Raw genomic sequence first — 14,488 nt, forward strand, 5'->3', positions numbered from 1 at the left:
TATAGTGTCCATCAGCGCGCTATAGCTTTTCTAAATATTTGTTCGTTTCCTTCATATATCCTCGAAAATAGGGTTCGAGAGTCTCTACCGGGTCACCACTGTAATGGCCTGACTATGAAGGCAGAATTTTTCTGTCAGTTATTTTGTGAGATAACTAGAATTCTGCCTTCCTGATATTTGTTGGGGGGAGAATTCTAGTTTTTTTTTTATTTTTTTCATTTGTTGTAAAAGCTAGTACTAACTTATAAAAAATGAGGTGGCTGTTTTGACGGAAAAGCATGATATGATCGTTGTTTTAGATTTTGGAAGTCAATATAATCAGTTAATTACCCGCCGGATTCGCGAGTTCGGTGTGTATAGCGAACTGCATCCGCATACGATTACGGCTGAGGAAATTCGCAAAATGAATCCGAAGGGAATCATTTTCTCTGGAGGTCCGAACAGTGTGTATGATGAAAATTCATTCCGCTGTGATGAAGCGATTTTTGATATGGGTCTGCCGATTCTCGGAATTTGCTACGGAATGCAGTTAATGACTGTCCATTTTAATGGAAAGGTTGAAAAGGCACAGCACCGTGAGTATGGCAAAGCAATGATATCAGTCGAGTCGGAATCTGCCCTTTTTACAGGCCTGCCTGCGGAACAGACCGTATGGATGAGCCACGGGGACCTGGTTGTTGAGCCTCCTGAAGGGTTCTCCGTTAATGGCACAAGCCCATCTTGTCCGATTTCAGCGATGAGTGATGAAGAACGTAATCTTTATGCAGTACAATTCCACCCTGAAGTGCGTCATTCTGTTTATGGAAATGAGCTTTTAAAGAATTTTGTTTTCAATGTTTGCGGCGCTAGCGGCAATTGGTCAATGGAAAACTTTATTGAAATGGAAATGGCGAAAATTCGCGAGACAGTAGGTGATAAAAAGGTTCTTTGTGCCTTGAGCGGCGGAGTGGACTCTTCCGTTGTTGCTGTTCTCATCCATAAAGCAATTGGTGATCAGTTAACTTGTATTTTCGTTGATCACGGCCTGCTTCGGAAAAATGAAGCGGATAGTGTGATGAAGACTTTCTCTGAAGGGTTCCATATGAATGTGATCAAAGTGGACGCGAAGGATCGTTTCTTAGCGAAGCTCGAAGGGGTTTCCGATCCGGAGAAAAAGCGGAAAATTATTGGGAACGAGTTTATCTATGTGTTTGATGATGAGGCAACTAAGCTCGAGGGAATTGAGTTTTTAGCCCAAGGAACGCTGTACACGGATATTATTGAAAGCGGCACAGCAACAGCACAAACGATAAAGTCACATCACAATGTTGGCGGACTGCCGGAAGATATGCAATTTAAATTGATTGAACCACTAAATACTTTGTTCAAAGATGAGGTTCGCGCACTTGGTACAGAGCTTGGCATTCCGGATGATATCGTTTGGAGACAGCCATTCCCTGGACCTGGTTTAGGTATCCGCGTCCTTGGTGCAATCTCTGAAGACAAGTTGGAGATTGTTCGTGAATCAGATTGGATTCTTCGTGAAGAAATTAAAAAGGCCGGTCTTGACCGTGAAATTTGGCAATACTTCACCGTACTTCCAGACATTCGCAGTGTCGGTGTGATGGGGGATACAAGAACCTATGATTATACAATTGGAATTCGGGCGGTCACCTCGATTGATGGGATGACTTCCGACTGGGCACGGATTCCGTGGGATGTACTTGAAGTCATCTCGACACGGCTTGTAAACGAGGTTGCACATGTCAATCGGGTTGTCTATGACATTACCTCTAAACCGCCGGCAACGATTGAGTGGGAATAACAAAAGCGGAAGCGCCCTGGTCAGCGGCGTATGGCCTCCTCGGAAAAGCTAACGCTTTTCCTTCGTGCGATGCCTATGCTGCCGAAGCGTTCCTTGTGGAGCGCTCTAACTGAGATAAAGGAAACACGAAGAGCCGGAGGCGCATTCGTGCTTGACTTATCGTAGGGCGGAGAGCGAAGGACACTAGCCGCTAGGGCGCTGGAGCTGGATGGTTCTTGAAGTTCATAGAATTTATTCATAACCAAAATACGAACGATGTTAATTTTTTCTATAACATCGTTCGTATTTTTTGTTTACAAGTTGGATTCTTCCTGTTAAACTAAAAAATGTGTTAAGGAACTTATATAATTGCATCGTATAATATTGGGAATATGGCCCAAAAGTTTCTACCGAGCTACCGTAAATGGCTTGACTACGAGGCAGTGTTTTGAATAGTGAGGCAGTCTTTTTCCTCTTTTTATTTATTGCACATGCCTAAAGTCAGACGCTCCGGTAGAGTATACCAGAGCGTTTTTTTGCATAATAAAGAAAAGATTTATAGGGGGAAATGAAAGTGCAAAAGTACTTTGAGTTTGAGAAGCATGGAACGAATTATCGCAGAGAAATTATCGGTGGATTTACCACTTTCTTAGCAATGGCTTATATACTGGTAGTTAACCCATTAACATTATCACTGGCGGCAGTTAAGGACTTCCCGGATGCCTTACGCATGGATTATGGTGCTGTATTCGTTGCTACTGCTTTAGCATCTGCAATTGGCTCGATCATTATGGGGCTGATTGGGAAATATCCGATGGCATTGGCGCCGGGAATGGGATTGAATGCCTTTTTTGCTTTCACGGTTGTGTTAGGCAGTGGAATTCCTTGGCAGCATGCACTGGGTGCCGTATTGATTTCCGGTGTGTTTTTCTTCTTACTGACGTTAACAGGACTTCGTGAAAAAATTATCAATGCGATTCCCATTGATTTAAAGCATGCAGTCGGTGCAGGGATTGGCTTATTTATTACCTTTGTTGGTTTACAAAGTGCACAGATCATTGTCAATAATGATGCCACACTTGTTGGACTTGGAGATTTAACGGCAGGTGGTCCACTGCTTGCGATTTTTGGAATTATCGTCACTGTCATTATGATGACACGTGGCATTAAAGGTGCTGTTTTTTACGGAATGATTTTGACGGCTATTGTCGGCATGATTTTTGGCGAAATAAAAATGCCGCATCAAGTAGTCGGGCAGGTACCTAGTATAGCACCAACCTTTGGGGCTGCATTTTCCGCTTTTGGCGAGAGTTCATTTTATACAACAACGATGCTTGGAATTATCTTAACGTTTTTGTTTGTTGATTTCTTCGATAATGCAGGGACGTTGGTTGCGGTTGCCAGCCAAGCAGGTCTAATGAAGGATAACAAGCTTCCGCGTGCAGGACGGGCACTCATTTCTGATTCCGTTGCTACTAGTGTTGGGGCTGTTCTTGGAACATCGACAACTACTTCTTTCGTTGAGTCAACAGCGGGGGTTGCGGCAGGTGCTAGAACAGGATTTGCATCATTGGTAACTGCTGCATTATTTATTTTATCATTGTTTTTCTTTCCGTTATTATCAGTCATTACGGCACCCGTTACCACACCGGCATTGGTCATTGTGGGGGTATTGATGGTTACATCCTTAGGTAAAATTGATTGGAAACGGTTTGAAATTGCTGTTCCGGCCTTTTTAACAATGATCACGATGCCGCTTACTTATAGTATTGCGACAGGGATTGCCATGGGTTTCATCTTTTACCCGATTACCATGATCGTTAAGGGGCGGACAAAAGAAATTCACCCAATTATGTATTTCTTCTTTGTTATTTTTGTCCTATATTTCATCTTCTTAAAATAGTACGAAAGGGAACTGCAGATGGGCTGCAGTTCCTATTTTTTATTTTTGTAAACGACAAGATTTTACAAATTTCGCTATAGCGCTTCTGTATGATGTGGGTGTAGGTAGATAATGGAAATAGGGAGTGGTTATGTGAATATGCTAACCGTTCAGGAATTGCGCAAAAGCTTTGGGGATTTCGAGGCTGTAAAGGGAGTTTCATTTGCAGTCGAGAAAGGAGAGTCGTATGGGCTGCTTGGGCCAAATGGGGCAGGAAAGTCAACCACTATCAATATGATGACCGGATTGTTTCCGCCCACATCAGGGATCATTCGGATAAAGGATATCGATGTGGTGAAAAACCCGAAGCAAGCACAAAAATGGATTGGGGTTGTACCGCAGGAGATTGCCCTTTATCAGACGATGTCAGCACGGGAGAATTTAAAATTTTGGGGAAGAATGTACGATCTTTCAGGGACTGAGCTTGAGAAAAGTGTCGATCAAGTGCTTGAGATTATCGGTTTAACAGACCGGGCAAAGGATAAAGTTGAGACCTTTTCCGGCGGGATGAAGCGGCGGGTCAATATTGGGGCAGCGATTTTACATAAACCAGAATTGCTGATTATGGATGAGCCGACTGTTGGTATCGATCCGCAATCAAGAAATCACATTTTGGAAACGGTAAAACTTCTTAACAGTGAAGGGATGACGATCATTTATACCAGCCATTATATGGAGGAGGTTGAATACCTTTGTGAGCGGATTGGCATTGTTGACCATGGGCAATTAATTGCTTCCGGTACGTTACGTGAACTGCGGGAAACCATTGGTGATCATTCGCGGATTATTTTAACGATTGAGAAGGAAAGTGCAAATGTAGACCAGCTTAATCAGACGTTAACGGGCCTTTTTTCTTCAAATGATGTTCAAATCCAAGACCAGCAAGTGATGGTCTTTCATAAAGAGCCGCAATTGATATTAACAGAATTCATTCAGGCGGTGACCAAAACAGGCACAAAGGTTACCTCAGTGGATATCGTGGAACCGAACCTCGAAAGTGTCTTTTTGCATCTGACCGGACGAAATTTACGTGATTAGGGGGCGGAGAGGATGAAATATTGGTGGCTTGCATGGAAGGATCTCATACTTGTTGCGCGCGATAAAAAGGCCCTTTTAACTCTGATTTTAATGCCGCTGCTGTTAATCGCCATTTTAGGCTCGGCCTTTGGGGATATGATGAAGGAAGATGAAGAGTTTACAATCAAAAAATTCACCCTCGGGGTGGTTAATTTAGATCAGGGCCAGCTGAGCAAAGTCCTAACCGATGAAGTGTTTGCCAAAAACTTATCGGAACAAATACAAGTGAAAAATTATCAAGAAGAAGAAATGACCCAAAAAATAAAAGACCACAAACTCACCGTCGGCATTATCATCGAAAAAGACTTCACCCAATCATTGATGACCGGACAAGGAACGAAAGTAAAACTTTTATCGGTGCCTGACACCTTTATTAACTCAACCATTGTACAAAATGTGATTGAGCAGTTTTCGCGCTCGATACCAATTGAAGCTGCTGCGGCGCAAATGGCCCAGCCGGTGCAGGGAGGGAATCCAACCAGTCCGCTGCTGGAAGGGTACGGGGAAAAACCGCTGATCAAAGAAACAACAATCGATGCAAAAACGAAGCCGGTCAGTTCTTTTCAATATTACGCAGCTGCCATGGGTGTAATGTTTCTATTGATGACAGTCGTCCAAGGTGTTTCCACCATGATCCTCGAAAAAGAACAAGAAGTCTTTAAACGGCTGCTTCTTACAAATTTAACCTACCCCAATTATCTGTTCGGAAAATTGCTCGGCTTAATCAGTATTTGTTTGACGCAAGCATTTATCATCATTGCCGGTACCAGGCTTATTTTCGGGGTAGATTGGGGGCCGTCCGTTTCAGGTATAGTCATCTTGACAGTAGCGTTTGTCATCAATGCCAGCGGACTTGGTGTGTTAGCGGGCTCGTTTATTAAAACAGAGAAATCGTTTAATGTGGCTGGCATGTTTGGAACACAAATCATGGCAGCTCTTGGCGGGAGTATGGTTCCATTGTATATATTCCCGGATTGGATTGTTTTCGCAACAAAGTTTATCCCTAATGGGCTAGCACTGCAATCCTATTTAGATCTAATGTCAGGTGCGTCATTTATCAAGATCCTGCCGGCAATCGGCGGGTCATTAGGTCTTGGTCTGCTTTTTTTTGTCATTGGATTAATTCGCCTTTCATTCGAAAGGAGAGGGAAATATGCGTAAGATCTGGACGATTCTTTCACTTCATTTAAAAGAGTTTTTCAAATCCCCTGGGACGCTGGTGCTGATGTTTGTCATGCCGGCATTGTTTAGCTGGATTTTCGGAGGCATTTCTGTTAATTCAGAACAGACCAAACCAGTTGTTAACGTTGTTTCCGGTGATTCACCGGTCCATACAGAGATTCTGCATCTGTTAAAGCAGGACGAACATTATAGTTGGAAAAAGGTAACCCGCAAGCAGGCTGAAAAAAATGTCTCCGCACAGGATGTGGTTGCCGCTGTCGTGCTGCCGAATGATATCAGCCAACGAATCACCGAAAAGAAACCGATATTTGACATTATTCTGCAGCGCAAGACGGAAAATTATCTAGCCTTATCTTCTCATATAGAGGGAACGGCAGGAGTGATTCTTCGTTCCTATCAGGTTGCATCCGCAAGGGATGAGGGTGCTTTTTCCGAAGTGCTCGAGACAATCGCTGCAAATAAAGGTGTGACAGTCGAAAAGCAAATCATTCAAAAAGATACCAATGATTCAGTAGTAATTAACCTGATGTTTGTTGGATTTGCCATCATGTTTATGATGTTCGGTCTGTCAGGAGCAGCCTCGGCAATCCTTGATGAACGAATTGGCGGTACATGGGGAAGGCTGATTGTTTCACCTGCAAACAAACTGCAAATAAGCCTTGGTTATCTTTTGGCTTACTTTTTGATGGGGTGGATTCAATTTGCGGTATTAATGGCTGCTATGAATATCATGTTTGAAACGACCTGGGGAAGGTTATCTTATTTCATTCCCTTTGCATCACTCGTCATCCTATGTGTGGTGGGCTTTGGTCTCATGATTGCCGGGCTCGTCAAAACAAAGCAGCAAGCCTCGGCAATCAGTGCGGTTTTAATCGTGAGCACTTGTATGCTTGGCGGTGTTTATTGGCCGATTGATGTGGTACCGGAGATTATGCAAAAAATTGCCTTGGGCGTCCCGCAGACATGGGCGATGTCAGGCTTTAAAGAAATCATCAGCGGCAGCCTGCACACTGGAACCTTACTAAAAGATACTACTGCACTGCTTGGATTTAGCGCATTGTTCTTTTTTATAGGTTTAAAAGGGATGAAATTTGAATAACTTCCCAGCTATGTTTTAGAAAAATTGTCGAAAATGGTCGTTGACTTCCAATGGAGCCTCTTATAACATTAAATATGAATGTATTAAGTAGGAACGGGGGGGAACTGTTTGGCCAATTTATTAATTGATAAAGTATTGAATAATAATGTGCTAATCGCTAAACACCCTTCCTATGAAGAAGTTGTGTTAATAGGTAAAGGTATAGGGTTTAATCGAAAACACGGGGACTATATCGAAACTGAAGCAGTAGAAAAGCTGTTTGTATTGAAAAACGAAAAAGAGCAGCAAAATTACATTAAGCTACTTCCGTTTATCGATAACGAGTATTTAGAAGTCATTATTTCCTCGATTGACTTAATAAAACAGCGGACACAATCTGTCTTAAATGAACATATTCATGTGGCGCTGACGGACCATTTAATGTTTGCTCTGACAAGAGCTTCGCAAGGAATGGAAATGCGAAATCCATTTCTAATTGAAACAAAGGCCCTTTACCACCGCGAGTATGAAATTGCGGAGGAAGTCGTTCGGTATATTAATGACAAGGCGGGAATAAGCCTGCCGGTTGGAGAGATTGGGTTTATAGCTCTGCACATCCATAGTGCGATTACGAATAAAAATCTATCAGTAGTAAATCAACATTCGCAGCTTGTCAGCAGACTAGTTGAAATGGTAGAGAAGCAGTTTAAATTCGAAATCGATAAAGAAAGCATTGATTATATGAGACTCGTACGTCATCTTCGCTTTGCTATTGAACGCGTAGAAAAGGGTGAAAGGGTAGCAGAACCGGAGAAAATTGCCTCCTTATTGAAAGAGGAATATCCTGTGTGCTATAATCTCTCGTGGAAACTCATTAAAGTGATGCAGCAATCATTAAAAAAGAAGGTCTTTGATGCAGAAGCAGTATATCTGACCATGCATTTACAAAGACTTCAAAACAAATTTAAATAGCAATTATTATTACGTGTTACTGATTCGACCAGGCATGAGTGTAAAGGACTTGAATTGAAGTTTTAGGGGTACTCTATTCCTATACCTTCATTCAATGGACCTTTTGCTCATGCCTTTTTTATTGTTCATTTTATTGAAAAATGTAAACGTTTTATGGGCTTGAATCCTTTCAGGAGGTAATTTACATGTTTAAAAGAGTTTTTGGGGTCTTACAAAAGATTGGTAAAGCATTAATGCTGCCGGTAGCCCTTTTGCCGGCCGCGGGTTTATTGTTGGGGATAGGAAATGCCTTGCAACAAGAAACAATGCTGCACTATCTGCCATTTTTAGATGTTCATTGGATACAACTAGTGGCAAGTGTCATGGAAGATGCAGGCGGAATTATTTTTGGTAATTTGGCACTTATCTTCGCCGCAGGTGTTGCGATAGGTTTAGCGGGTGATGGTGCCGCAGCACTTGCTGCCATCGTTGGTTACTTAGTGTTAAATCAGGTTATGAGTTCATGGTTAGGTGTTACAGCAAAAATGCTCGCTGAGAATCCGAGCTATGCCAGTGTTTTGGGGATTCCTACCTTACAAACCGGTGTATTTGGCGGTATTACCGTCGGTCTGATTGCAGCATTTTGCTATAATCGTTACCATGATATTGAAATGCCTTCATTTCTTGGCTTCTTTGCAGGCAAACGCTTTGTTCCGATAGCAACATCAGGCTTATCGCTAATTGCTGGTTTATTGTTATTAGTTATCTGGCCGCCGATTCAACAGGCTATGAATAGTGCATCCGTGTGGCTTATGGGCGAGGGAACGTATATCGCTGTCTTCTTCTTTGGATTTATTAAGCGATTGCTCATTCCGTTCGGTTTACACCATATTTTCCATGCTCCATTTTGGTATGAATTTGGTTCTTATAAGGATGCAGCGGGCCATATTGTTCGTGGAGATATGACCATCTTCTTCGCCCAGTTAAAGGATAATGTAAAAATTACAGCTGGAAACTTTATGGGGGGAGAATTCCCAATTATGATGTTTGGGTTGCCAGCTGCAGCGTTAGCTATGTATCAAACCGCACGGCCGGAGAGGAAAAAGCTAGTTGCCGGTTTACTTGCCTCGGGTGCTTTAACGTCATTCCTAACAGGGATCACAGAGCCGCTTGAATTTTCGTTTATGTTTGTATCTCCCGTCCTTTTCGTTCTTCATGCTGTATTGGATGGTCTTTCATTTGTATTAATGGCCGTTTTTAATGTTCATTTAGGTTATACCTTCTCAGGTGGCGCCATCGACTTTTTCTTATTTGGTATCTTACCAGGAAGAGAGAAATGGTGGATTGCAATTCTTTTAGGACTTTGTTTCGCCGTTATTTACTATGTAGTCTTCCGATTCGCCATTACTAAATTTAATTTAATGACTCCAGGCCGGGAAGCAATAGAAGAAGTGGATGAAGTAAGCAATAAAGGAAAAGCCGAGGACTTACCTTATAATATCCTTAATGCCATGGGAGGGCAGGAAAACATTGCTCATCTTGATGCTTGCATTACCCGTCTTCGTGTTTCAGTAAATGATGCGAAGAATGTGGATAAGGAAGAGCTGAAGAAATTGGGGGCATCAGGTGTCCAAGAAGTAGGAAACAATATTCAAGCAATCTTCGGACCGCGTTCAGAAATAATTAAGAGCCAAATGATAGCTATAATGGTAGGAAAAAGACCTCGTGCAATCGAAAAAGCATTGGAAGAAAGGGGAGAACAACAAATTGAAGAAGCCTTCACATCAGAACGTGAGACCGATGATGTGTTTGCCGCGCCGTTAACAGGAGAAATCAAATCGATTACAGAAGTCCCTGATCAAGTGTTTGCTGGAAAAATGATGGGTGACGGCTTTGCGATTGTACCGGCAGACGGAAGGGTAGTGTCACCTGTAGATGGGAAAATCGTTAACCTATTCCCTACGAAACATGCGATTGGTATCCTCTCTGATAGCGGCCGAGAAATATTAATCCACATTGGGATTGATACGGTTAACCTAAAAGGAAAATGTTTTGAATTATTGGTTTCTGAAAATGATCGTGTTGAAAAAGGCCAGCCGTTATTAAACGTAGATCTAGACTATATTAAAGCGAATGCCACATCTACAATAACTCCAATTGTTTTTACTAACTTAGCAGAAGGTGAAAGAATCGTTCTTAAGAAGAAAGGTCTTGTTGAACTTAAACAAGAAGGCATTGTAAAGATAACAAAATAAGAAAAGCCGGCCAATCGGGCCGGCTTTTCTTATTTTGTTAAAAAAGTTCTATTTTGTTGTTGACCTTTTATTAGCTCGGTGTTATTATATTAAAGCAGTCGTTAATGACGAGTTAACATTATGAAGATGTTTAAAACATTTTCGAAAAAGTGTTGACTTGAAGGAAACGACATGTTATATTAATAAAGTTGCTTCTGAACGAAGTAATGAAATTGTTCTTTGAAAACTAAACAAACAAAAACGTCAACAAACAATAAATTATTAGTTTCTTCTATAGAAACTAAGCCAACGTTTTAAATTATGAGCTAATCAACTCAACTTTTTTGGAGAGTTTGATCCTGGCTCAGGACGAACGCTGGCGGCGTGCCTAATACATGCAAGTCGAGCGAACCAATGGGAGCTTGCTCCTGTTGGTTAGCGGCGGACGGGTGAGTAACACGTGGGCAACCTGCCTGTAAGACTGGGATAACTTCGGGAAACCGGAGCTAATACCGGATAATTCTTTTCCTCTCATGAGGAAAAGCTGAAAGTCGGTTTCGGCTGACACTTACAGATGGGCCCGCGGCGCATTAGCTAGTTGGTGAGGTAACGGCTCACCAAGGCGACGATGCGTAGCCGACCTGAGAGGGTGATCGGCCACACTGGGACTGAGACACGGCCCAGACTCCTACGGGAGGCAGCAGTAGGGAATCTTCCACAATGGACGAAAGTCTGATGGAGCAACGCCGCGTGAGCGACGAAGGCCTTCGGGTCGTAAAGCTCTGTTGTTAGGGAAGAACAAGTATCGGAGTAACTGCCGGTACCTTGACGGTACCTAACCAGAAAGCCACGGCTAACTACGTGCCAGCAGCCGCGGTAATACGTAGGTGGCAAGCGTTGTCCGGAATTATTGGGCGTAAAGCGCGCGCAGGCGGTCCTTTAAGTCTGATGTGAAAGCCCACGGCTCAACCGTGGAGGGTCATTGGAAACTGGGGGACTTGAGTGCAGAAGAGGAAAGCGGAATTCCACGTGTAGCGGTGAAATGCGTAGAGATGTGGAGGAACACCAGTGGCGAAGGCGGCTTTCTGGTCTGTAACTGACGCTGAGGCGCGAAAGCGTGGGGAGCAAACAGGATTAGATACCCTGGTAGTCCACGCCGTAAACGATGAGTGCTAAGTGTTAGGGGGTTTCCGCCCCTTAGTGCTGCAGCTAACGCATTAAGCACTCCGCCTGGGGAGTACGGCCGCAAGGCTGAAACTCAAAGGAATTGACGGGGGCCCGCACAAGCGGTGGAGCATGTGGTTTAATTCGAAGCAACGCGAAGAACCTTACCAGGTCTTGACATCCTCTGACACTCCTAGAGATAGGACGTTCCCCTTCGGGGGACAGAGTGACAGGTGGTGCATGGTTGTCGTCAGCTCGTGTCGTGAGATGTTGGGTTAAGTCCCGCAACGAGCGCAACCCTTGATCTTAGTTGCCAGCATTCAGTTGGGCACTCTAAGGTGACTGCCGGTGACAAACCGGAGGAAGGTGGGGATGACGTCAAATCATCATGCCCCTTATGACCTGGGCTACACACGTGCTACAATGGATGGTACAAAGGGCTGCGAGACCGCAAGGTTTAGCCAATCCCATAAAACCATTCTCAGTTCGGATTGCAGGCTGCAACTCGCCTGCATGAAGCCGGAATCGCTAGTAATCGCGGATCAGCATGCCGCGGTGAATACGTTCCCGGGCCTTGTACACACCGCCCGTCACACCACGAGAGTTTGTAACACCCGAAGTCGGTGGGGTAACCGCAAGGAGCCAGCCGCCTAAGGTGGGACAGATGATTGGGGTGAAGTCGTAACAAGGTAGCCGTATCGGAAGGTGCGGCTGGATCACCTCCTTTCTAAGGATAATGCAGTCCTTTCGGACTGATAATAAGGTTGACGTTTCTTGTTTGTTTAGTTTTGAGGGAGCAATTCTCTCAAAGTCTTTTTAATCGTTCCTTGAAAACTAGATAATCGTAAGAAGAAGCAAAGTAAACATCGAGTAATCGCCATTTTAGTTTTTCTCTCTTATTGAATAAGAGTTATAAACCTTTTTAGGTTAAGTTAGAAAGGGCGCACGGTGAATGCCTTGGCACTAGGAGCCGATGAAGGACGGGACTAACACCGATATGCTTCGGGGAGCTGTAAGTAAGCTTTGATCCGGAGATTTCCGAATGGGGAAACCCACTGTTCGTAATGGAACAGTATCTTTACCTGAATACATAGGGTATAGAAGGCATACCCGGGGAACTGAAACATCTAAGTACCCGGAGGAAAGAGAAAGCAAACGCGATTCCCTGAGTAGCGGCGAGCGAAACGGGACATAGCCCAAACCAAGAGGCTTGCCTCTTGGGGTTGTAGGACACTCAACATGGAGTTACAAAGGAACGGGGTAAATGAAGCGACTGAAAAGGTCAGCCAGAGAAGGTAAAAGCCCTGTAGTTCGAGCTTTGTTCCCTCCTGAGTGGATCCTGAGTACGGCCGGACACGTGAAATCCGGTCGGAAGCAGGGAGGACCATCTCCCAAGGCAAACACTCCCTGAGTGACTGATAGTGAACCAGTACCGTGAGGGAAAGGTGAAAAGCACCCCGGAAGGGGAGTGAAATAGTTCCTGAAACCGTGTGCCTACAAGTAGTCAGAGCCCGTTTATGGGTGATGGCGCGCCTTTTTGTAGAATGAACCGGCGAGTTACGATCCCATGCAAGGTTAAGTTGAAGAGACGGAGCCGCAGCGAAAGCGAGTCTGAATAGGGTGTTTCAGTATGTGGTCGTAGACCCGAAACCAGGTGATCTACCCATGTCCAGGTGAAGTCCAGGTACACCTGATGGAGGCCCGAACCCACGCACGTTGAAAAGTGCGGGGATGAGGTGTGGGTAGCGGAGAAATTCCAATCACTCTGGACAGAGCCGGTTCTCTCCAAAGAGCTTTAGGGCTAGCCTCACGTTGTTAGAGTCTTGGAGGTAGAGCACTGTTTGGACTAGGGGCCCTCATCGGGTTACCGAATTCAGACAAACTCCGAATGCCAAAGACTTATCCGTGGGAGTCAGACTGCGAGTGATAAGATCCGTAGTCAAAAGGGAAACAGCCCAGACCACCAGCTAAGGTCCCAAAGTATACGTTAAGTGGAAAAGGATGTGGAGTTGCTTAGACAACCAGGATGTTGGCTTAAAGCAGCCACCATTTAAAGAGAGCGCAACAGCCTGACTGGTCGAGTGACTCTGCGCCGAAAATGTACCGGGGCTGAGCCATGCCACCGAAGCTGTGGATTTATATCATTAGGTGTCAGTGGTAGGAGAGCGTTCTAGGGCGTTGAAGCTAGACCGTAAGGACTGGTGGAGCGCTTAGAAGTGAGAATGCCGGTATGAGTAGCGAAAGATGAGTGAGATCTTATCATCCTATGCCTAAGGTTTCCTGAGGAAAGGCTCGTCCGCTCAGGGTTAGTCGGGACCTAAGCCGAGGCCGAAAGGCGTAGGCGATGGACAACAGGTTGATATTCCTGTACCACCTATGAATCGTTTGAGTGATGGGGGGACGCAGGAGGATAGGGTAAGCGCGCTGTTGGATATGCGCGTCTAAGCAGTTAGGCTGGTGAATAGGAAAATCCGTTCACCGTAAAGGTCAAGCTGTGACAGCGAGGGAAATTTAGTACCGAAGTTCCTGATTCCACACTGCCAAGAGAAAAGCCTCTAGCGAGATTCAAGGTGCCCGTATCCGCATACTGACACATAAGCGAGGAGAGAATCCTAAGGTGAGTGAGAACTCTCTGTTAAGGAACTCGGCAAAATGACCCCGTAACTTCGGAGAAGGGGTGCGCTCTTTAGGGTTCATAGCCCTGAAGAGCCGCAGTGAATAGGCCCAGGCGACTGTTTAGCAAAAACACAGGTCTCTGCGAAGCCGCAAGGCGAAGTATAGGGGCTGACGCCTGCCCGGTGCTGGAAGGTTAAGAGGAGGGGTTAGCGCAAGCGAAGCTCTGAAATCGAAGCCCCAGTAAACGGCGGCCGAAACTATAACGGTCCTAAGGTAGCGAAATTCCTTGTCGGAGTCTCCGACCCGCACGAAAGGCGTAACGATCTGGGCACTGTCTCAACGAGAGACGAAATTATATACCTGTGAAGATGCAGGTTACCCGCGACAGGACGGAAAGACCCCGTGGAGCTTTACTGTAGCCTGATATTGAATTTTGGTACAGCTTGTACAGGATAGGTAGG

The 14,488-nt window shown here is 44.7% G+C and carries 7 protein-coding genes, 2 rRNA genes and 2 riboswitches; all 9 genes read left to right on the forward strand.

The features are described from left to right. The first annotated feature begins 31 nt into the window (after positions 1-31). Positions 32-135, forward strand: a riboswitch (purine riboswitch). 148 nt (positions 136-283) lie between these two features. Further along, positions 284-1,804, forward strand: coding sequence for a glutamine-hydrolyzing GMP synthase (guaA, locus tag ACO1D1_RS27180; protein WP_423337710.1), 1,521 nt, complete (start codon positions 284-286; stop codon positions 1,802-1,804). A 333-nt stretch (positions 1,805-2,137) separates the two neighbouring features. Further along, positions 2,138-2,239, forward strand: a riboswitch (purine riboswitch). Between the two features lie 118 nt (positions 2,240-2,357). Beyond that, positions 2,358-3,686, forward strand: coding sequence for an NCS2 family permease (locus tag ACO1D1_RS27185; RefSeq protein WP_423337703.1), 1,329 nt, complete (start codon positions 2,358-2,360; stop codon positions 3,684-3,686). 138 nt (positions 3,687-3,824) lie between these two features. Next, positions 3,825-4,763: an ABC transporter ATP-binding protein gene (locus ACO1D1_RS27190; protein ID WP_423337711.1), complete on the forward strand. Its 939-nt coding sequence runs from the start codon at positions 3,825-3,827 to the stop codon at positions 4,761-4,763. Positions 4,764-4,775: 12 nt separating this feature from the next. Continuing rightward, complete coding sequence (locus tag ACO1D1_RS27195; protein WP_423337704.1) at positions 4,776-5,963, forward strand: ABC transporter permease; 1,188 nt, start codon at positions 4,776-4,778, stop codon at positions 5,961-5,963. Next, positions 5,956-7,083, forward strand: a complete 1,128-nt coding sequence (locus ACO1D1_RS27200; RefSeq protein ID WP_423337705.1) for an ABC transporter permease — start codon at positions 5,956-5,958, stop codon at positions 7,081-7,083. The genes ACO1D1_RS27195 and ACO1D1_RS27200 overlap by 8 nt, the downstream gene beginning before the upstream one ends. Before the next feature lie 108 nt (positions 7,084-7,191). Next, positions 7,192-8,034, forward strand: a complete 843-nt coding sequence (glcT, locus tag ACO1D1_RS27205) for a glucose PTS transporter transcription antiterminator GlcT (protein WP_423337706.1) — start codon at positions 7,192-7,194, stop codon at positions 8,032-8,034. A gap of 185 nt (positions 8,035-8,219) precedes the next feature. Continuing rightward, entirely contained in the window at positions 8,220-10,268 is a 2,049-nt protein-coding gene (ptsG, locus tag ACO1D1_RS27210) for a glucose-specific PTS transporter subunit IIBC (protein WP_423337707.1), read from the forward strand. A 320-nt stretch (positions 10,269-10,588) separates the two neighbouring features. Continuing rightward, a 16S ribosomal RNA gene (locus tag ACO1D1_RS27215) occupies positions 10,589-12,138 on the forward strand. A gap of 198 nt (positions 12,139-12,336) precedes the next feature. Continuing rightward, a 23S ribosomal RNA gene (locus tag ACO1D1_RS27220) occupies positions 12,337-14,488 on the forward strand; the annotation flags it as partial.

This window comes from Neobacillus sp. 19, from assembly GCF_049463095.1.
Classification (GTDB): domain Bacteria; phylum Bacillota; class Bacilli; order Bacillales; family Cytobacillaceae; genus Neobacillus.

What these genes read in the sequence shown, in the direction of transcription:
- guaA (WP_423337710.1), top strand. Translation starts at nt 284, where the DNA reads ATGATCGTTGTTTTAGATTTTGGAAGTCAATATAATCAGTTAATTACC.
- ACO1D1_RS27190 (WP_423337711.1), top strand. Translation starts at nt 3,825, where the DNA reads ATGCTAACCGTTCAGGAATTGCGCAAAAGCTTTGGGGATTTCGAGGCT.
- ACO1D1_RS27195 (WP_423337704.1), top strand. Translation starts at nt 4,776, where the DNA reads ATGAAATATTGGTGGCTTGCATGGAAGGATCTCATACTTGTTGCGCGC.
- ACO1D1_RS27200 (WP_423337705.1), top strand. Translation starts at nt 5,956, where the DNA reads ATGCGTAAGATCTGGACGATTCTTTCACTTCATTTAAAAGAGTTTTTC.
- ptsG (WP_423337707.1), top strand. Translation starts at nt 8,220, where the DNA reads ATGTTTAAAAGAGTTTTTGGGGTCTTACAAAAGATTGGTAAAGCATTA.